Here is an 18,480-nt window from a genome sequence, read left to right on the forward strand (position 1 = left end):
CCTAACTCTATTATACTACTTTACATATGAAAAAGCCGTTAGAAATACAATTCTAACGACTTTGTCTTCAGTCTGAATGCCAGACTTAGTCTGGTCTTTTCTTTTGTGCTATAATAATCTCATGACAAGAATTTTAGATATGGAACAAATGCAGGATGAGGAGTACGTTGAGCGCACCCTGCGTCCGCAGATATTAAATGAATACATCGGTCAGGACAAGGTCAAGGACCAGCTGAAAATTTTTATCGAGGCGGCCAAGCTCCGTGATGAGGCTCTGGACCACACCCTGCTTTTCGGTCCTCCGGGTTTGGGTAAGACCACTATGGCTTTTGTGATTGCCAATGAACTGGGCGTTAATATCAAGCAAACCAGCGGCCCAGTCATTGAAAAGGCGGGTGACTTGGTGGCGCTTCTCAACGACCTAGAGCCAGGCGACGTCCTCTTTATCGATGAAATCCACCGTATGCCTATGGCGGTCGAGGAAATTCTCTACTCTGCTATGGAGGATTTCTACATCGACATCATGATTGGGGCAGGGGAAGCTAGCCGCTCCGTGCATTTGGAGTTGCCACCTTTTACCCTGATTGGAGCGACCACTCGTGCAGGCATGCTGTCCAATCCTCTGCGGGCTCGATTTGGGATTACCGGTCACATGGAGTATTACGAACTGGCTGATTTGACGGAGATTGTCGAGCGGACGGCGGATATCTTTGACATGGAGATTACTCATGAAGCTGCTATTGAGCTGGCTCGTCGGTCTCGTGGAACTCCCCGTATCGCCAACCGCCTGCTCAAGCGGGTGCGGGATTTCGCACAGATTATGGGCGACGGTCTGATTGACGATAGCATTACGGACAAGGCCCTGACCATGCTGGACGTGGACCGAGAGGGGCTGGACTATGTGGACCAAAAGATTCTCCGTACCATGATTGAAATGTACGGTGGCGGTCCTGTCGGCCTCAACACTCTATCGGTCAATATTGCCGAGGAGCGTGAAACGGTGGAGGATATGTACGAACCCTACCTGATTCAGCAGGGCTTCCTCATGCGGACGCGGACAGGGCGGGTTGCGACAGCCAAGGCCTACGAGCACTTGGGTTATCCCTATAGAGAAAAATAATGGCAGAGCAGATGAGACAAGTAGCTCGTTTATTTGGAGACTGGTCTGAGACGATTATATGGACCTGTTTAGAAGGTGCCATGGGAGATATTTATGTTGATGACAGCCAGTCGCCCCAGTCAGTTCTAGCTCTCTATGGACGGCAGAGCTTCTTTGGTTTTTTAGCTGGCCAGCCACATCGAGACTTGCTAAAAATCTGCGAGGAAAAAGATGTGATTATGGTTCCACAAACTCAGGCTTGGTCTGATTTAATAGAAGAAACCTACCCAGATGGTGTTTATTCATTTACTCGTTATGCAACAAAGAAAAATACGGTATTTGACCGGGGCGCTTTACAGGAAATGGTTGATGACTTGCCTGAAAGCTTTGATGTGAAACTGATTGACCGTAATCTGTACGAGGCTTGTCTGGTAGAGGAATGGTCACGGGATTTGGTGGGAAATTATATAGATGTGGAACAATTTTTGGACTTGGGTTTGGGCTATGTCATCTTGCATAAGGGACAGGTGGTCTCAGGGGCTTCATCCTATGCCAGCTATTCAGCTGGGATTGAGATAGAAGTGGATACTAGGGAAGATTATCGAGGTCTGGGTTTGGCAAAAGCCTGTGCGGCTCAGTTAATTTTAGCTTGTTTAGACCGCGGACTCTATCCAAGCTGGGATGCCCACACCTTGACATCCTTGAAACTGGCTGAAAAGCTTGGCTACCAACTGGACAGACCCTATCAGGCTTACGAATGGAGATAAGATGAAACCGACATTTATTTGGGATTTGGACGGAACGCTGTTGGATTCCTATGAAGCGATTTTGGCAGGGATTCAAGAAACCTATGAACAATACAAACTTCCTTTTGACCGTGAAGAAGTAAGAAAGTTTATCCTTCGCTATTCTGTCAAGGATTTGCTGGTGCGTGATGCGGACAATTACAACCTAGATAGCGATGAACTCAATCATGTGCGTGCGACTTCCTTGAAGGAGAAAAATACGCAGATTCCTTTGATGGCTGGTGCGCGTGAAATTCTGGACTGGACAGCAGAGAAAGGAATTCAAAATTTCGTTTATACACACAAGAGTGACAATGCTTTTCAGGTTTTGGAGGATTTGGGTGTCCGTCACCATTTCACAGAAATCTTGACAAGCGATTCAGGTTTTGCCCGCAAACCAAGTCCAGAAGCTCTGCTATTTCTCATCGAAAAATACGGACTGAACAAAGAAAATACCTACTATATCGGTGACCGTTTGCTCGATGTAGAAACGGCTGTCAACGCAGGGATTCGGAGTATCAACCTCCAGATTGACGGGGTGGAAGGGAATATAAAAATCGAGAGTTTATTGCAGATTGTTCCGTCAGTATGAATTTAGAAATTTCACATAAAAAATAAACTTTCTACCGTAGTTTACAAAAGAAAGTTTGTTTTTTTCTTGAAAAATTTGGTATAATTAACCATATTTTAGTATAAATAAAGGGGAATTATATGAACGATAAGGAATTTGGGCAACGTATTCGCCAGCTGAGAGAGCAGATTAATTTGACGCGCGAACAGTTTTGTGGTGATGAGGTTGAACTTTCAGTCCGGCAATTGATTCGGATTGAGACTGGTAGCTCAAAACCCACGTTGTCTAAAATCCAGTACATTGCCACACGTTTGGGAATGACCTTGTATGAATTGATGCCAGACTATGTTAAGCTCCCAGATAGATACTCGAAATTAAAGTTTGAGGTTCTTCGCACACCGACCTATGAAAATACGGACTTGATAGAAAAACGCAATCGTCTGATGGAAGAAATTTATGACCACTATTACGACGACCTGCCAGAGGAAGAGCAGATAGCAATTGATGCTTTTCAGTCTTTTGTTGACATATATGAAACAAAGTCTGTCCATTTTGGGAAAGCTATCTTAGATGATTATTTCGAGCAGGTCCATCGTAAAGATAAATTTACTGTCAATGATTTATTGATTGTGCGGCTATATTTGGAGCATTTACAGGATGAGGACAGGACCTCGCCAAGATTTCAACATTTTTTAGATATTATCCAGCATTTTCCGGTACAGGTGGAAGCTATAGATTCAAATGAGCTATTTATTTTGCGTGATGTGATGCTAGCTTCTATTGGTATCCTTGGGACTAAGGAGTGCTATGACTATATTCCGCCTATTTTTGATACTCTAGACCAGATAATGGTCCAGACGCACGATTTCCAAAAGAAACCGATTCTGAATCTATTAAAGTGGAAGTACGTACTATATACCAACAGTGACCGTGAAGAGGCACAAAAACTGTACGAAGAGGCCGTTATGTTTGCGAAATTAATAGGTGATGATCATTTGGTGGCTAAACTAGAAGAATCATGGAAAGGGGATTCCACTGGAAAAGTGTAAGATGCTTATGAAGAGCATTATGACAACCTGCAGAAGAGGAGCAGGTTGGGATGAGAGAACTATAAAAAACAAGTGACATTTTTGTCCTGTTTACTGACCCAATAAAATTCTATAATAGTCTCATCAAAATAAAGGAGACTAAAGATTATGAATTTTATTAAGGCATTTACAACGTTCGGAGCTGGCTGGGATTGGTGGTGGAAAGGCTAATATCATATCCGTCAAAAACCAACGCAATTGTTGGTTTTTTGCTATACTTAATACATGCAAACTTTTCACAAATTAGACACCTGGCTCAATAGCAAGCAGGGTCAGCTATTTCATTACAAGCTAGAGAAAATCACCTATGCCCTGGATTTGTTGGGCAAGCCTCACTTGGATTTACCGGTCATTCATGTGGCGGGGACCAATGGCAAGGGCTCAACGATTGCCTTTATGCGCCAGCTCTTTCAGGCTCACGGACTGCGGGTCGGCAGTTTTGTCTCCCCTCACATGGTCACGGTACACGACAGGATTTGCATTGATCAGACACCGATTTCAGACCAGGATTTTCAGCGCCTTCTCCAGCAGGTCTATGAGTTGGAGCAGGAGGTTGCTACGGTCTATGAACCCTTCCGCTATTTCGAGGTCATGGTTCTAATCATGTTCCTCTATTTTCGCGAGCAGCAGCCTGACCTGGCACTTATCGAAGTTGGCATCGGCGGCCTTCTGGACACGACCAATGTAGTCTCCCCGGCCCTCAGCATCATCACTTCCATAGGTCTGGATCACCAGGATTTATTAGGCGCGACTTTGGGAGAAATCGCAGAGCAGAAAGCAGGAATTATCAAGCCAGAGATGCCTGTCGTTCTGGGACCATTTTCTGCTGACATCAGCCAGCAGATTCGCCAAATTGCTGCTGAAAAAAAAGCTCCAATCTACCAGCTGGGTCAAGAATTTACCTCTAAAGCAGCTACTTTCAATAGTCCAAGTTTTCAGCTGTCAGAATTAGTCTTGGGTCTCCCAGGTCAGCACCAGCAAGAAAATGCGGCCCTGGCCCTGCAGAGTTTCTTGCTTTACATGGAGCAAATCGGGCAAACTGTTTCTGCGGATTTGGTCAGACAGGCTCTAGCCCAAACCAGCTGGGCAGGACGTTTGGAATTGATAGCCGAAAACCCCAAGATATACCTAGACGGTGCCCATAACGTTCCTGCCATGGAACGCTTGATTGAGTTCATTGAGATGCAGGACCAGCCTGTGACCCTCTTATTTTCAGCCCTACAGCGCAAGGATTTTCAGGAAATGCTGGATTTATTAGAGGAAATATTGCCAGGTATCCAGCTTGTCTTGACCAGCTTTTCCTACGACGGAGCCTTGAAAGAGGAGCAGCGTCAGGGGCTGACCTACGTAGCTGATTATGAAGGATTTATACAGGAATTTCAGGAACAAGACCAGGGCATCCTGATTGTCACAGGTTCCCTCTATTTCATCTCGGAAGTCCGAAAAAAATATCTGGACTAAGCAGTTTTTGGACCGCTTTTTGCGAATAAATAGGTATGAGACAGAAAAATAATGAGGAATTTTTGATAGAGTACAAGCGTGCCCAACGTCATACATTTCGTCAGATTGAACGCTATGCCAGTCTGTTTTCCAATCAGAATGGGAGCCAGATTAGCTATAGGACCATACGCTATCCCTTGGAGGCTATGGTCCAAGTACAAGAGCTGGACGGAGAAAGGTACAGGGTCGGAAATGACCAAACAACTTCCGAAAGTCAATGACATGCCTCGAGCTTTTTGATATAATAAGTAAAGTAAATCCAAGGAGTGAGTTATGACAGAAGTAGAGTCAAGTGTAAATTTGGGAGATAAAAGTTTGTGGGGTGGTCGCAGGCATCGTTCTAAACGGAGAAAGCAAGCCCACCATGAATTTATACGGAATGTGCCGGATGTGCCTATTTGGCCGACCCTACTGTGGAGTTTATTTCTGAGTGTATTGAATGTTGCCAATCCTCTTTTGAGTTCCTTTGCGACCAATTTGCAGTCACAGGCACTCTATGCAGGCATGGCAATGCAGGCTGGTCATAAGCCTTATGAGTATTTTTTTGGAACCAATGGTGTCCTCTATTACCTAATCTTGGCTGTTGGTTCCCTGTTCAATACGACCATTGGCTTGATGATTTTTCAGTTCATCGCCCTCTTGATAGCAGGGATTTATCTCAATAAGATTAGTGCATATTTTGGTCGTTCACAGCGGGTTGCCCACCATATCAATTTTTGGTTCTATTGTTTCTTGCTGGTGGTGGACTTGGGTGGACTCTATGCCAGCATCTTTGCTCTACCTTTTGTGCTGACCAGTATCTGGTTTTTGATTCGCTATATAAATGATGCAGTCAGTGACGAAGGTTTCATTCTCTACGGGATTGATGCGGCGATTGTATTCATGATTTACCCTAAAAGTCTGATTTTATGGCTGGTATCGCCCCTGGTTTTATTTGTGTACAATAGTCGAAACAAGAGGTTGGCGAGAGGTGTTTATCAGTTTTTAGCAGCTGTATTTGGCTTTCTTCTCGTTGTCTACACTGTAGGCTATTACACCTTCATCGAGCAGATTCTGGGAATGGCAATTCAACAGACTTTTCTCTACAATATTAGCCTACAATTTACCTATGAAGGCATTTTGATGACCCTAGCTGTGGTTTTTGGGTTCCTGCTGATTTCAGGATTTTTAAATCATATTTTGACAACCCTATTGTCTATTAGCAAGGGGCAACAGACAGAAATTAAGCTGATAATGTTACTGGCTTTTCTTGTTCAAATGGTTTTCCTGATTGGGAATCCAAATTTTGAATGGAGCCAATTGACATCCTTGATTCCGTATGGTTTTGTGCTAGCTGCAGCATCTTTGCATGGTCCAGAAACTGATGAAGAGTTTGAGATGCTGGATGAGGAGGAGAATGAGGATTATAGCTATCTAAAAGCTAGTTATTATCTGCCTATTTTGATGCTTCTAGCCCTGTTTTTCCAACCAACCTACGCCTATCTGTTTGAAGAACCGGTCCGTGTGGAGAGGCAGGAAATAGCCCGCTATATCCGGGATAACACGACCAGTGATGATCCGATTTATGCCTGGGATAATAGTGCACAAGCCTATCTAGAAAGTCAGCGGCTCTCGTCTGCTAATCTGATTACAGCTCAACCCTATCTTAACACGGAAGACAACCGAAACAATTTAATCTATGATTTGAATCAAGGGAGAGCCAAGTATATCTTGGTCAACACGGAGATTCCGCTCTTGGAACAGGTCTCAGCGACCCTAGAAGACAATTATGTCCCTGTCCAACTCAGCTTCAATCACTTCAAACTATATCAAGAAAAAGAATGAAAGCGACTATGAAAGTAGTTGCTTTTATCTATATCTTGTGTAAAAAATGAAAATTTTTGAAAATACATACTAGATATTGATTTTCGTCATTCAAAGTGCTAGACTATAAGCAGTGAGAAAAATGGAGGATAGCCAGATGAAAGTGCAAGAAACAATCTTACCCGAATTAGAATTAGCGGTCTTAAAGCGTGACGGTCGAACGGTCGCTTTTGAACAAGAAAAGATTTATTCTGCCTTGCAGCGGGCTAATCAAGAATTGGACCATCCTGTGTCAGATGCGGGTCTGTCAGTCGTTTTGGCAGGGGTCCTGCAGGAAATTGCCCGTCGTTTTACCAAGGATGTGCAAATTTATGAAATCCAGACGGTTGTCGAACAGGAATTGCTCAAGTCCCACCTCTATGACTTGGCAGAGCGTTATATTCAGTACCGGACGCAACGCGATTTTCGCCGGCATCAAGCGACGGACATCAACTTTGAAATCCACAAATTGCTCAGCAAAGATCAGTCTGTCGTCAATGAAAACGCCAATAAGGATGCGGATGTCTTTAATACGCAACGTGATTTGACGGCTGGGATTGTTGGCAAATCTATCGGGCTCAAGCTCCTGCCAGCCCACGTTGCCAACGCTCACCAGAAGGGGGACATTCATTACCACGATTTGGATTATAGTCCTTACACGCCCATGACCAACTGCTGCCTGATTGATTTCAAGGGCATGTTAGCGCAAGGGTTTAAGATTGGAAATGCCGATGTGGAAAGTCCTAAGTCCATCCAGACAGCGACGGCGCAGATTTCGCAAATTATTGCCAATGTGGCTTCCAGCCAGTACGGTGGCTGCTCGGCGGACCGTATTGACGAAGTGTTGGCGCCTTATGCTGAGCTCAATTATCAAAAGCATTTGAAGGATGCGGAGGAATGGGTGCTGCCAGACAAGGCTGAAGAATATGCACGTGCCAAGACCCAGAAGGATATTTATGACGCTATGCAGTCTTTGGAATATGAAATTAACACGCTCTTTACGTCCAATGGTCAAACGCCCTTTACTTCGCTTGGTTTCGGTTTAGGAACTTCTTGGTTTGAGCGGGAAATCCAGAAGGCGATTCTCAACATCCGTATCAAGGGTTTGGGGCGCGAAGGACGGACAGCCATCTTTCCAAAATTGATTTTCACTGTCAAACGCGGGCTAAATTTGGAGCCCGATTCGCCCAATTATGATATTAAGCAACTGGCGATTGAGTGTGCAACCAAGCGCATGTATCCAGATATGCTGTCTTATGACAAGATTATTGAGTTAACGGGTTCCTTCAAGGTTCCTATGGGTTGCCGTTCTTTCTTGCAAGGTTGGAAGGATGAAAATGGCCTTGAAATCAATTCCGGTCGGATGAATTTGGGTGTGGTGACCGTCAATCTACCACGGATTGCCCTTGAAAGTGGGGGTAGTCAAGAAAAATTCTGGGAAATTTTTGCAGAACGCATGGCCATTGCCAAGGATGCCTTGGTCTATCGTGTCGAGCGGGTCAAGGAAGCGACGCCGGCAAATGCGCCTATTCTCTATCAGTACGGAGCTTTTGGGAAACGTTTGGCCAAGACGGACGCTGTTGATCAGGTCTTTAAGAACCGTCGCGCGACTGTTTCTCTAGGCTATATCGGTCTCTACGAAGTGGCGACTGTGTTTTACGGCGGTGCCTGGGAAGGAAATCCTGAAGCCAAGGACTTCACGGTTTCTATTATCAAGCGGATGAAGGAGTTGGCTGGCGACTGGTCTGACGAATACGGCTACCATTTTTCTGTTTACTCAACCCCATCAGAAAGTTTGACAGACCGTTTCTGCCGTTTGGATACGGAGAAATTCGGATTGGTCAAGGACATTACGGATAAGGAATACTATACAAATTCCTTCCATTATGACGTGCGGAAAAATCCGACGCCGTTTGAAAAGCTGGATTTTGAAAAGGTTTATCCGGAGGCTGGTGCTAGCGGTGGCTTTATCCATTATTGCGAATACCCTGTTCTACAGCAAAATCCCAAGGCTCTCGAGGCGGTGTGGGACTATGCCTATGACCGTGTCGGTTATTTGGGAACCAATACGCCGATTGACCATTGTTATGCCTGCGGTTTTGAAGGCGACTTCGAGCCGACTGAGCGTGGGTTCAAGTGTCCAAGCTGTGGCAATAGCGATCCAAAACTAGTAGATGTTGTCAAACGGACCTGTGGTTATCTGGGCAACCCTCAAGCCCGTCCCATGGTCAATGGTCGACACAAAGAAATCTCCGCCCGCGTCAAACACATGAACGGGTCGAGTTTATAAAGAATGGACATGAGGGCTTCCGTGGTTTTGAGGAACTACGGAAGTTTGTTATAATAGAGGGAAAATCTAATAGCTCTGCTATGTTCAAAAAAGGAGAAAAAACAATGGGAAAATACCAACTAGATGATAAGGGTAAGGCCTTGGTGCAGCGTTATCATGAGAAGAATGCAAAGGTGGGAGACAGCAAGCAAGACAAGCTAGCCACCCTTCGTCAACAATTTTTACAAAAGGCGCAGAAGAAACGTAATGTCTAAGAACTATCGCGATATTACCATTCTCCACAGCAATGATATGCACTCTTATATAGAGAATTTTCCCAAGAAGGCAGCGCTGATTGCTGAGATTAAGGAGGCAAACCGGGCGAAAAACATTCCGACTTTTGTCTTTGACAGCGGAGATCTGTTTTCGGGGAATATTTTCTTCAATATGTACCGTGGGGTAAAGGAAATCCAGCTCATGAATGCCATTGGTTGTCAGGCCATGACCTTGGGCAATCACGAATTTGACCACGGAGACGAGTTGCTCAGTCGCTTGGATGACTTTGCGGCTTTTCCAATTGTCTCCACCAATATTTCCTACCGCAATCCAGCCGATGCAGACGAATTGGTGCCCTTGAAAGACAAGTTGGTCTTTGATATGGCGGGTCGACCGCTCTATGTCTTGGGCTTAACGACCTTGGAGACCGAGGAAGTGGCTTCTCCGACGGACAATGTGGTCTTTGAGGACCACAGACAGGCGCTCAAGCGGACCTTGTCTGAGATGGATAAGCAGGCGCACATTGTCTTGCTCAGTCATTTGGGCTATGATCAAGATGTTCAGCTGGCGGCGGAGTTTCCGGAAATCAATGTCATTTTCGGTGGTCACACCCATACGATTTTGAAAGAACCCAGTCAGGTCGGTAGCGTCAGTATTTTCCAAGCGGGCCAGTATGGGCGTTTTCTGGGCAATCTTCTGCTCCGTTGCTACGAGGACGGCAGTCATGAGGTGCTGTCCTATGACTTGGTGGAGATTGAGCAGCTGGCAACAGAAGAACCGACCATTCGGGAATTTATCGAGCGGATGCAGGCGGAGCGCAATGCTCGCTTTGCCCATTCTATTGCGAACCTGCCTCAAACCTTGGATGGTGAGCGGGAGAACATCCGTCAGGGACAGTCTACGCTGGCACCTCTGATTACGCAGGCCCTTTTTGAGCAGGCGGTTGCTCTCGGTTATCAGCCGGACGGAGCGGTCATCAATGGTTTTGGTATTCGGATGTCGCTCAACGCAGGCCCGATTTACTATAGCGATGTGGTCAAGGTTTTGCCCTTCTCCAAGCGCGTGCTCCTGGTCAGTATCAAGGGTCAAGATTTGATGTCCAGCCTCTCGACCGGTCTCCATCCGCAGCTTCATGGCATTTCTCGCCAAGGCGATGATTTTTTGGTCAATGGCAGAGCGATTGAGCCGGATACCAGCTACCAGATTGTGACCAACTCCTTTGTTTGGTCTGGTAAGGATAACTATGATGATTTCCACAAGGCGATTATTATCCGAGATTTGGGCCTGGATGTGGATATTTTGAGTGAATTTTTAAGGAAAAGATTTGGAAAGTAAGAGGACATGTCCATGCTAAAAATCGGTCTCGTCGGTTTAGGAGGTATTTTTCAAAAGGCCTACCTGACCTATCTGCGGAGTTTGTCAGGCATTGACTGGCATTTGTTCACCCGCAATCAAGAAGTTCTGTCAAGCATTGCGGCCAGTTTGCCCCGCAGTCAGACCTATGCGACAGCACAAGATTTGGCCGAGGCAGACTTGGACGGTGTCATGATTCATGTGGCGACACAGGCCCATGTGGAAATGGCAGAGCTGTTTTTGGAGCGTGGCATTCCTGTCTACATGGACAAGCCACTAGCCGAGGATTTTTACCAGTCGGCAGAGCTTTACAAATTAGCCCAGTCCAAGGGAGTCCTACTTATGGCTGGTTTCAATCGTCGCTTTGCTCCCAAGGTTCAAGAATTGAAAACCAAGCCCAACAAGCGGAGAATTGTCGTCGAGAAAAATGAAGTCAATGGCTTGGGCGACCTGCAATTCAAGCTCTTTGACCTCTTTATCCACCCGCTGGATACGGCCCTTTACTTGCTGGATGACCAGCCTCTGTCAGGTTCCTATGCCTACTATCTGGAAAATAATAAACTCAGTCAGGTCAATGTGACCCTTCAAACCGCTCAAACTTCTGTGGTCGTATCCATGAATCTCCAGTCGGGCAGCCGTCGGGAAATCATGGAAGTCCAGACACCGCAAGCGACCCATCAGGTTAAAAACTTAGAAGAATTGCGCACCTTTACCGCCAACCAAGAAATCATAGAAGGCTTTGGTTCTTGGGACACAACTCTTTACAAACGCGGCTTTGAAAGCATTGTCGAAGAGTTTTTCCAAGCCCTAGAAAGTAAGAAAAATCCAGTCACCCCAAGCTCGAGCCTGCTCAGCCACTGGATCTGTCACCAAATTGTATACGCAGATAAAGGAATAGGAGAATTACATGTCACCATCCCAAACGAAATTGACTTTAAGACGACCAACCTTAGTAGATAAAGAAACGATTTTGGATATGATTGCTGAATTTGAGCGAGAAGATTCCGCAACAGACGGCGGTAATCTCTTTGCGAATTTTGACTTTGAAAGCTGGTTGCAGCAAGGTCAGGACTGGGAAATGGGACTGAATTTGCCAGAGGGCTTTGTCCCTTCTATCCAGTATGTCTCCTTTGATGATGCTGGGCAAGCAGTCGGTTTTCTCAGTCTACGCCTGCGTCTCAGTGATTATCTGCTCAACATTGGTGGACACATTGGCTATTCTATCCGCCCTAGCCAGCGGCAGAAGGGCTATGCCAAGGAGCAGTTGCGCCTTGGTGTGCAGGAAGCATTTTCCAAAAACATCCCTAAGGTCCTTGTGACCTGTGATGAGACCAATACAGCCAGCAAGCGAACTATCCTATCCTGCGGAGGTAGCCTCGAAGACGTCCGTCATGGCACGGAGAGATACTATATAGAAGAGTGCTGATATGAACAATCCCAAACCCCAAGAATGGAAATCCGAAGAGCTGAGTCAGGGCCGGATTATGGACTACAAGGCCTTTAATTTTGTGGACGGTGAAGGCGTTCGCTGCTCCCTCTATGTCAGCGGCTGTCTCTTTCACTGCGAGGGCTGCTACAATGTTGCTACCTGGTCCTTCAAGGCCGGGATTCCCTACACCAAGGAGCTGGAAGACCGCATTTTAGCAGACCTGGCCCAACCCTATGTACAGGGCCTGACCCTCTTGGGTGGTGAGCCTTTTCTTAATACAGGAACCGTCCTCCCTCTTGTCAAGCGGGTTCGGACGGAATTGCCAGACAAGGATATTTGGTCCTGGACAGGCTACACATGGGAAGAATTGATGCAGGAAACCCCAGACAAGCTGGAGTTGTTATCCCATTTGGACATCCTAGTCGATGGCCGCTATGACAAGACAAAACGCAACCTCATGCTCCAATTTCGCGGTTCTTCTAACCAGCGCATCATTGACGTGCAAAAGTCTCTCCAAGAAGGGAAAGTTATCTTGTGGGAGAGGTTGGAGAAATGACAAAACCGAATCTTTTATTTTGTTCAACAGAACATTTGACTGGTCAGCAGGTTCAAGCTATCAAAGAGTTGTTTGATAGAGAATATAGAGATGACCACGGAGAGTGGAATTTGAAGCAGCCCTATGGCTACGCGCCGCAAGACTATCATTTGTTAGCCTATCTAGGCGAGGAATTGGTAGGTCATATGGGGAGTCAGGTTCGTACTATTTCTGTAGGAGCTGCAGAGTGTCTTATTGCGGGAATCGGAGGAGTTTTAATAGCGCCAGAATTTCGTGGGAAAGGATTGGGGAGAGATATGATGACCCGCTTGTTAGAGGAAAATACGCAAACTTTAGCAGTTGATTTTTCTTATTTGGGCTGCCGAGAAGAAGTGGTTCCTTACTATGAGGCTTGTGGGTTTTCTCGAATCACTCGTGTGGAGACTCATGTTGACCGACTGACAGGCAAGGAGCAACATCAGATTTCGGCTACCATTATGATTGCATCGGCTAAGAAGGGCAAAAAAGATTTTCCAGAAGGAGATATTGACCTTAAGGGACGAGCTTGGTAAAGATGAGTGGTAACATCATTCCTTTTGGAGCGATGTTTTTTTGAACAAAAGAAGAACAAATAGGATTTTTTCAAACACAAAAAGCCTTGTTTCCAAGGCTCAAGGAGATGTTTCCCATCATGATCCTCCCTGTAGGGATCGAACCTACGACCCACGGATTAAGAGTCCGCTGCTCTGCCAGCTGAGCTAAGGAAGGGCAAAATAAAAATGCTGTATTGGTACCGGTTATTCATGAATTGTATTGATCCCGCACGCTAGAAGCAGGTGGGTGACGTGTTTCTGACTTAGTTGCTTCTGGGTGTACCAGCCTGCATACTGCCAAAAGATCTTTGTCTCCCTAGTAATACAAAAATAGTCGGTCAACACATAGGTATGAATTCGTATACCACAGCAGTTCTTATTTATGATTTAATATTACCATATTTTTTGAAAAAATCAAGAGGAAAACGGCAAAAAATGTAAGCGGTGTCAAATTTTATTTTTCTGAAGAAAAGCACTACAATTTATGATACAGGACGATATTGTGTTCAGTTCATTTATTACCTATATTTCTCCCATTCCTTATTGATAAGCGTTGTAAAATCAGGAAGTCCCTGTGTTTCTCTTACTCACCTATTTGGTAAAGCATTTTTCCTGAATAGAAAATATTCATTAGACAGGTTACAGGAGTAGCACCAGTCCATAACCACCCCTGAAATACAGCTCGACTCCAGTTGTAGGTTTCCACAATTACTTCAAATTCACTATCTTGGTACTTTTTCTGGTATTCTTTCAGTCCAATACAAGTTCCTGAAAAATCCCCTGTAACAGTATCTTCGAATACGAAAAACTCGACGTCCTCTTTATCAACCTGTTCAAACAGGATGGTTGCTTTATGAATCTGTTCAGTTTGATTATCAGTATAATAAAACAGAGAATCCATATGCAGTATCAGCTGATTATCCAGGTGTTCAATCTTCGTAATTCTTGCATCATGCATCGAATACGGAAAGCCCTCGCCAAAATTTCGTTCTATTTTCATTGGAATACCTCATTTTAAGATTTCTACAAACAGTTTGATGGTCTTTGGCTCATAATCAATAGAAACTAGTCCTACATTACACATTTTTCTTATGCTGTTTTAGCTGCTTGATTTTTTCTTGGGTCATGCCCAAGGCACGCTCGTATTTGCCGGTGTCGTTGGCGGTGAAGTAGTCCGCAGCCAATAACTTATCGGGCAGGTATTGCTGGTCCACCCATTTTTCAGGATAGGCATGGGGATACTGGTAGCCAATGGCATTTCCCAGCTCCTTACTGCCGGCATAGTGACCGTCCCGCAGATGATTTGGGATAGGCAGATGACCGTTTTTTCGCAAATCGGCCAGAGCTGCATCCATAGCCAGATAGGCAGAATTGGACTTGGGAGAAAGAGCCAAATCGACTACTACATTGGCAATCAAAATCCGTGCCTCTGGGAATCCGATTTTCTGGGCAGCTTCAAGTGCAGTCACCGTATGAATCTGAGCCTCTGGATTGGCCAAGCCGATGTCTTCATAGGCAATGACCGTCAAACGACGAGCAAGACTAGGCAAGTCTTCCGCTTCAATCAAGCGGGCAGCGTAGTGAAGGCTGGCATTGACATCGCTACCCCGAATGGATTTTTGCAGGGCGGAGAGAATGTCGTAGTGGGCATCACCGTTCTTGTCCATGCTGATGTAGGACTTTTGCAGGCTATTTTCCACGGCATCCAAGTCGATATGACGGCTACCGTCGTCACTTTCCTTGGTCGAAAGCACAGCCAGTTCTAGAGAATTGTAGGCAGCACGGAGGTCGCCATTGGTCGCATTTGCCAGAAAATCCAGAGTCTCAGGTTCAATGGTGACGGGGAAGTCAAAACCGCGTTCGCTGTCTGTCAAAGCCAACTCCAAGGCCTGTCGGATATGGCTGGTTTGCAAAGGCTGCAACTCAAAAATCTGCACCCGACTGCGAATGGCAGGCAGAATCGAGAAAAATGGATTTTCTGTCGTTGCCCCAATCATGATGATATTGCCATTTTCCAAAAGAGGAAGTAGGAAGTCCTGTTTGGTCTTGTTAAGGCGGTGGATTTCATCGAGCATGAGAACCAGACCGCCAGAAAACTTGGCTTCTTCAGCGATTTCCTGCAGGCGTTTTTGGTTGTCGGTCGTGGCATTAAAGGTCCGAAAGGCATACTTGGTCGTACCAGCAATGGCAGAGGCGATCGAGGTCTTGCCAATCCCTGGCGGACCGTAGAGAATCATGGACGACAGCATATTGGCATCAATCATGCGGCGGATAATCTTTCCAGGACCGACCAGGTGTTCCTGACCGATCACTTCATCAATGGATTTTGGCCGCATACGAAGGGCGAGATTGGCTGGCATAGGCTTCCTTTCAGTACATTTATGGTATAATCATTATACTACAATTTTAGGATTTGGAGAGAAACGAAGATGGCGGAGTTGACGGTGAGTGTTTTGGAAGAATACTTGCGTGACCACTATGGGACGACAGTTTCCGAGCAAAGTCTCTTTATGAAATTAGTGGAAGAAATTGGTGAGGTGGCAGAGCTACTGAACAAGCGTGCAGGCCGCAAGATGATGGATAGCAAAGACGACAGCTCTGCTCGTTTGGCAGAAGAATTAGCTGACGTTATTCACTATGCTGTAGCCTTAGCAGCGGTAAATCAACTAGATTTAACCAAGTCCATTTTGGAGAAAGACAAGCGGGCTTCCGTCAAATATGGTCGAGAAATAAATTTATTGGAATTTATAGAAAAGAGGAAATAGAATGGCGAAACATGGCTTTTTAGATGTGCTGGAAGCGGCACTGGATAAACATTTTACCTACGATTATGAACTCAACTGGGACAAGAAAAACCACGCAGTTGAGTTGGCTTTCATCTTGGAAGCGCAGAACGCAGCTGGGATAGAAACGGTGGACGACGAAGGCAATGCCTCTGCGGAGGATATTTTCTTGGAGGAGTATGTCCTTTTCTACAACCAGGACAAGTCTCGCTTTGACGAGGAAGACTACCTGGTCGCTCTGCCATTTGACGCCAAGAAGGGCTTTTCAGCGGAGTTTCTGACCTACTTCGCAAGCTTTCTCAAGGACACCGCAGACCAAGGTTTAGATGACCTCATGGACTTTTTGGCGGACCCAGAAGCCCAAGAATTTGCGATTTCTTGGGACGGAGAGGCCTTTGAAAAAGGAAGAGCAGACTTGGTGGAAGGGGAATTTTACCCATATCCGAGGTATTGAGATGGTTCATGAAATGTTACTGGCTCCAAAACCTTTTGAAATGATGAAGTCTGGTCAGAAGACCATTGAGCTACGACTTTATGATGAGAAGCGCAAGCATATACAAATTGGAGATCACATCCGTTTTTATTGTACAGAAAATCAGACGCAAACGATCGAGGTGCAAGTATTAGATCTTCACATATTTGATAATTTTGCTCAGTTATACAAAGAACTAGATTTATTGTCTTGTGGGTATACGCAAAGCAGTATCAGAGAGGCGAAACCAGAAGATATGGAAGTTTACTATTCGCGAGAACAATTAGAACAATATGGTGCAGTGGGTATAGAATTGAGGGTAATAGATTCTATTTGACATTCCGTTTTCTCTCTTGCTTGACTGCAGGCGAAACTTTTGCTATTATAAAAATAGAAAAGGCGTTGAGTTCCAGCTCAACGCCCAGTAGGACCGCTAAATGGTGGTTCAGTTCGTTAGATTAAATAACCGTCAGAACTGTGTCAAAGTTTGCTGACGGTTATTTTTTATCTCGAATAGCTAAAATGATGACGATTATCAAGCTCAGCATTTCAACAAGCAGACCTGATAAATATAAATCCAGAGTTCTCCGACGTGAGAGTTTTGAAACGATATTTTTCAAAACTCGAGCTAGTGCGTGCCCTAGACAAATCTTATAGGATTTGTCGTTGCCAGATGAGTAAGTTTACTTACCATCTGGCATGGGCTAGCCTTTCTAGCAGATTTGCTGTCCACTTTCATGGGCATCACCTCCGTTCAGAAACTTGGAACCACCGTCTCAAACTTTCCTACACATATTTATTCGCAGTACGATTAGAAAATTTTCGAAAAAGTATTATTAGGGCTCCATCGCGTAACATTAACTTGTAAAATAGGCTAGAAATCGGTACAATAATACAGTGATTGACGATAGAAAAGAAAAGGAAAACAAATATGAACTCATGGCAAGAATTAACGATTCACGTACATCGTGATGCAGAAGAAGCAGTTTCAAATCTAATGATTGAAACGGGCAGTCAGGGAGTGGCTATTAGCGACTCGGCTGACTATGTGGGGCAGGAGGACCGTTTTGGTGAACTCTATCCCGAGGTGGAGCAGTCAGATATGATTGCGATTACGGCCTATTATCCTGATACTGTAGATATTGAGGAAGTTAAGGCAGACTTGGCGACTCGCATGGCGGATTTGACAGGCTTTGGCTTGGAGATTGGTCAGGTCAGTCTAGAAAGTCAGGAACTGGTAGAGGAAGACTGGGCGGACAACTGGAAGAAATACTATGAACCAGCCCGCATTACCCACGATTTGACCATTGTGCCGTCTTGGACGGACTACGAGGCGACAGCAGGTGAGAAAATTATCCGCTTGGATCCAGGCATGGCTTTCGGTACGGGAACCCACCCGACGACCAAGATGAGCCTCTTTGCTCTTTCTCAGGTCCTTCGTGGTGGCGAAACGGTGATTGACGTCGGTACAGGTTCAGGCGTCCTCTCCATTGCAAGTTCTCTCTTGGGTGCCAAGGAGATTTACGCCTATGACTTGGATGAGGTGGCGGTGCGTGTAGCTCAGGAAAACATTGACCTCAATGCCAATACTAGCAATATTCATGTCGCGGCAGGTGACTTGCTTCGTGGCGTTGATATTAAAGCAGAAGTTATCGTTGCCAACATCTTGGCGGACATTCTCATCCATCTGACCGAGGATGCCTACCGTCTGGTCAAGGAAGAGGGCTACCTGATTATGAGCGGTATCATCGCGGACAAGTGGGATATGGTGCGAGCATCTGCGGAGGCGGCTGGCTTCTTCCTTGAGACCCATATGATTCAAGGTGAGTGGAATTGCTGTATCTTCAAGAAGACGGCTGATCGCTCAGGTGTGATTGGAGGCTAG

20 protein-coding genes, 1 tRNA gene and 1 other RNA gene are annotated in these 18,480 nt (G+C 45.5%); 18 read left to right on the plus strand and 4 right to left on the minus strand.

Features of this window, described 5'->3' with window-relative positions:
* Nucleotides 1-121 precede the first annotated feature (121 nt).
* The 14 genes from ruvB (at nucleotide 122) to ACHBIE_RS08640 (ending at nucleotide 13,319) form a co-directional block, all read left to right on the plus strand.
* Nucleotides 122-1,120, plus strand: coding sequence for a Holliday junction branch migration DNA helicase RuvB (ruvB, locus tag ACHBIE_RS08575; RefSeq protein WP_161943321.1), 999 nt, complete (start codon nucleotides 122-124; stop codon nucleotides 1,118-1,120).
* On the plus strand, nucleotides 1,120-1,866 hold the full coding sequence (locus tag ACHBIE_RS08580; protein ID WP_394733144.1) for a GNAT family N-acetyltransferase: 747 nt from the start codon (nucleotides 1,120-1,122) through the stop codon (nucleotides 1,864-1,866). The genes ruvB and ACHBIE_RS08580 overlap by 1 nt, the downstream gene beginning before the upstream one ends.
* A gap of 1 nt (nucleotide 1,867) precedes the next feature.
* Entirely contained in the window at nucleotides 1,868-2,476 is a 609-nt protein-coding gene (locus tag ACHBIE_RS08585) for an HAD-IA family hydrolase (RefSeq protein ID WP_394733145.1), read from the plus strand.
* 119 nt (nucleotides 2,477-2,595) lie between these two features.
* Nucleotides 2,596-3,504 carry a helix-turn-helix domain-containing protein gene (locus tag ACHBIE_RS08590; RefSeq protein WP_172059536.1) on the plus strand — a complete coding sequence of 303 codons (909 nt, stop codon included), beginning with the start codon at nucleotides 2,596-2,598 and terminating at the stop codon, nucleotides 3,502-3,504.
* Between the two features lie 264 nt (nucleotides 3,505-3,768).
* Nucleotides 3,769-5,004, plus strand: coding sequence for a bifunctional folylpolyglutamate synthase/dihydrofolate synthase (locus ACHBIE_RS08595; protein WP_394733146.1), 1,236 nt, complete (start codon nucleotides 3,769-3,771; stop codon nucleotides 5,002-5,004).
* A 35-nt stretch (nucleotides 5,005-5,039) separates the two neighbouring features.
* The gene (locus tag ACHBIE_RS08600) at nucleotides 5,040-5,264 is read left to right on the plus strand and encodes a hypothetical protein (RefSeq protein ID WP_153047894.1); all 225 of its coding nucleotides are present in this window, start codon (nucleotides 5,040-5,042) and stop codon (nucleotides 5,262-5,264) included.
* Nucleotides 5,265-5,316: 52 nt separating this feature from the next.
* Nucleotides 5,317-6,867 carry a quinol oxidase gene (locus tag ACHBIE_RS08605; RefSeq protein WP_394733147.1) on the plus strand — a complete coding sequence of 517 codons (1,551 nt, stop codon included), beginning with the start codon at nucleotides 5,317-5,319 and terminating at the stop codon, nucleotides 6,865-6,867.
* 136 nt (nucleotides 6,868-7,003) lie between these two features.
* Nucleotides 7,004-9,175: an anaerobic ribonucleoside-triphosphate reductase gene (gene nrdD, locus ACHBIE_RS08610; protein ID WP_105122087.1), complete on the plus strand. Its 2,172-nt coding sequence runs from the start codon at nucleotides 7,004-7,006 to the stop codon at nucleotides 9,173-9,175.
* 104 nt (nucleotides 9,176-9,279) lie between these two features.
* Nucleotides 9,280-9,429 (plus strand): hypothetical protein, encoded by a 150-nt coding sequence (locus tag ACHBIE_RS08615; RefSeq protein ID WP_193438444.1) that lies wholly within the window; start codon nucleotides 9,280-9,282, stop codon nucleotides 9,427-9,429.
* Complete coding sequence (locus tag ACHBIE_RS08620) at nucleotides 9,422-10,765, plus strand: bifunctional UDP-sugar hydrolase/5'-nucleotidase (RefSeq protein ID WP_105122088.1); 1,344 nt, start codon at nucleotides 9,422-9,424, stop codon at nucleotides 10,763-10,765. The genes ACHBIE_RS08615 and ACHBIE_RS08620 overlap by 8 nt, the downstream gene beginning before the upstream one ends.
* Before the next feature lie 12 nt (nucleotides 10,766-10,777).
* A complete protein-coding gene (locus tag ACHBIE_RS08625; RefSeq protein ID WP_394733167.1) occupies nucleotides 10,778-11,743 on the plus strand; it encodes a Gfo/Idh/MocA family protein in 966 nt (321 codons plus the stop codon).
* The gene (locus ACHBIE_RS08630) at nucleotides 11,712-12,209 is read left to right on the plus strand and encodes a GNAT family N-acetyltransferase (RefSeq protein ID WP_105122117.1); all 498 of its coding nucleotides are present in this window, start codon (nucleotides 11,712-11,714) and stop codon (nucleotides 12,207-12,209) included. Before ACHBIE_RS08625 ends, ACHBIE_RS08630 begins: the two co-directional genes overlap by 32 nt.
* Nucleotide 12,210: 1 nt before the next feature.
* Nucleotides 12,211-12,768, plus strand: a complete 558-nt coding sequence (nrdG, locus tag ACHBIE_RS08635) for an anaerobic ribonucleoside-triphosphate reductase activating protein (RefSeq protein ID WP_394733148.1) — start codon at nucleotides 12,211-12,213, stop codon at nucleotides 12,766-12,768.
* A complete protein-coding gene (locus tag ACHBIE_RS08640; protein WP_257104968.1) occupies nucleotides 12,765-13,319 on the plus strand; it encodes a GNAT family N-acetyltransferase in 555 nt (184 codons plus the stop codon). Before nrdG ends, ACHBIE_RS08640 begins: the two co-directional genes overlap by 4 nt.
* 123 nt (nucleotides 13,320-13,442) lie before the next feature.
* On the opposite strand, the gene ACHBIE_RS08645 is transcribed toward ACHBIE_RS08640, so the two are convergent.
* From ACHBIE_RS08645 to ACHBIE_RS08660, 4 genes are all read right to left on the minus strand, one after another.
* Nucleotides 13,443-13,515: transfer RNA gene (locus ACHBIE_RS08645), tRNA-Lys, on the minus strand.
* Between the two features lie 7 nt (nucleotides 13,516-13,522).
* A non-coding RNA gene (ssrS, locus tag ACHBIE_RS08650) (6S RNA) lies at nucleotides 13,523-13,716 on the minus strand.
* A 207-nt stretch (nucleotides 13,717-13,923) separates the two neighbouring features.
* Nucleotides 13,924-14,340, minus strand: a complete 417-nt coding sequence (locus tag ACHBIE_RS08655; protein WP_105108732.1) for a hypothetical protein — start codon at nucleotides 14,338-14,340, stop codon at nucleotides 13,924-13,926.
* A 76-nt stretch (nucleotides 14,341-14,416) separates the two neighbouring features.
* Entirely contained in the window at nucleotides 14,417-15,700 is a 1,284-nt protein-coding gene (locus ACHBIE_RS08660) for a replication-associated recombination protein A (protein ID WP_394733149.1), read from the minus strand.
* 69 nt (nucleotides 15,701-15,769) lie between these two features.
* Between ACHBIE_RS08660 and ACHBIE_RS08665 the strand changes: the two genes are divergently transcribed.
* The 4 genes from ACHBIE_RS08665 to prmA all read left to right on the plus strand — a co-directional run bounded on the left by ACHBIE_RS08665 (nucleotide 15,770) and on the right by prmA (nucleotide 18,480).
* Nucleotides 15,770-16,105 (plus strand): MazG nucleotide pyrophosphohydrolase domain-containing protein, encoded by a 336-nt coding sequence (locus tag ACHBIE_RS08665; protein ID WP_394733150.1) that lies wholly within the window; start codon nucleotides 15,770-15,772, stop codon nucleotides 16,103-16,105.
* Nucleotide 16,106: 1 nt separating this feature from the next.
* Nucleotides 16,107-16,577 carry a DUF3013 family protein gene (locus tag ACHBIE_RS08670; RefSeq protein ID WP_394733151.1) on the plus strand — a complete coding sequence of 157 codons (471 nt, stop codon included), beginning with the start codon at nucleotides 16,107-16,109 and terminating at the stop codon, nucleotides 16,575-16,577.
* A 1-nt stretch (nucleotide 16,578) separates the two neighbouring features.
* Nucleotides 16,579-16,932: an ASCH domain-containing protein gene (locus ACHBIE_RS08675; RefSeq protein WP_172019968.1), complete on the plus strand. Its 354-nt coding sequence runs from the start codon at nucleotides 16,579-16,581 to the stop codon at nucleotides 16,930-16,932.
* A 594-nt stretch (nucleotides 16,933-17,526) separates the two neighbouring features.
* Nucleotides 17,527-18,480: a 50S ribosomal protein L11 methyltransferase gene (gene prmA, locus ACHBIE_RS08680; RefSeq protein WP_172079752.1), complete on the plus strand. Its 954-nt coding sequence runs from the start codon at nucleotides 17,527-17,529 to the stop codon at nucleotides 18,478-18,480.

Source organism: Streptococcus sp. A23, from assembly GCF_043674155.1.
Classification (GTDB): domain Bacteria; phylum Bacillota; class Bacilli; order Lactobacillales; family Streptococcaceae; genus Streptococcus; species Streptococcus suis_V.

Coding starts and splice junctions, on each gene's coding strand:
- nrdD (WP_105122087.1), top strand. CDS start 7,004: ATGAAAGTGCAAGAAACAATCTTACCCGAATTAGAATTAGCGGTCTTA.
- ACHBIE_RS08640 (WP_257104968.1), top strand. CDS start 12,765: ATGACAAAACCGAATCTTTTATTTTGTTCAACAGAACATTTGACTGGT.
- ACHBIE_RS08580 (WP_394733144.1), top strand. CDS start 1,120: ATGGCAGAGCAGATGAGACAAGTAGCTCGTTTATTTGGAGACTGGTCT.
- prmA (WP_172079752.1), top strand. CDS start 17,527: ATGAACTCATGGCAAGAATTAACGATTCACGTACATCGTGATGCAGAA.
- ACHBIE_RS08595 (WP_394733146.1), top strand. CDS start 3,769: ATGCAAACTTTTCACAAATTAGACACCTGGCTCAATAGCAAGCAGGGT.
- ruvB (WP_161943321.1), top strand. CDS start 122: ATGACAAGAATTTTAGATATGGAACAAATGCAGGATGAGGAGTACGTT.
- ACHBIE_RS08585 (WP_394733145.1), top strand. CDS start 1,868: ATGAAACCGACATTTATTTGGGATTTGGACGGAACGCTGTTGGATTCC.
- ACHBIE_RS08660 (WP_394733149.1), bottom strand. CDS start 15,700: ATGCCAGCCAATCTCGCCCTTCGTATGCGGCCAAAATCCATTGATGAA.
- ACHBIE_RS08625 (WP_394733167.1), top strand. CDS start 10,778: ATGCTAAAAATCGGTCTCGTCGGTTTAGGAGGTATTTTTCAAAAGGCC.
- ACHBIE_RS08670 (WP_394733151.1), top strand. CDS start 16,107: ATGGCGAAACATGGCTTTTTAGATGTGCTGGAAGCGGCACTGGATAAA.
- nrdG (WP_394733148.1), top strand. CDS start 12,211: ATGAACAATCCCAAACCCCAAGAATGGAAATCCGAAGAGCTGAGTCAG.
- ACHBIE_RS08665 (WP_394733150.1), top strand. CDS start 15,770: ATGGCGGAGTTGACGGTGAGTGTTTTGGAAGAATACTTGCGTGACCAC.
- ACHBIE_RS08605 (WP_394733147.1), top strand. CDS start 5,317: ATGACAGAAGTAGAGTCAAGTGTAAATTTGGGAGATAAAAGTTTGTGG.
- ACHBIE_RS08675 (WP_172019968.1), top strand. CDS start 16,579: ATGGTTCATGAAATGTTACTGGCTCCAAAACCTTTTGAAATGATGAAG.
- ACHBIE_RS08600 (WP_153047894.1), top strand. CDS start 5,040: ATGAGACAGAAAAATAATGAGGAATTTTTGATAGAGTACAAGCGTGCC.
- ACHBIE_RS08655 (WP_105108732.1), bottom strand. CDS start 14,340: ATGAAAATAGAACGAAATTTTGGCGAGGGCTTTCCGTATTCGATGCAT.
- ACHBIE_RS08590 (WP_172059536.1), top strand. CDS start 2,596: ATGAACGATAAGGAATTTGGGCAACGTATTCGCCAGCTGAGAGAGCAG.
- ACHBIE_RS08615 (WP_193438444.1), top strand. CDS start 9,280: ATGGGAAAATACCAACTAGATGATAAGGGTAAGGCCTTGGTGCAGCGT.
- ACHBIE_RS08620 (WP_105122088.1), top strand. CDS start 9,422: ATGTCTAAGAACTATCGCGATATTACCATTCTCCACAGCAATGATATG.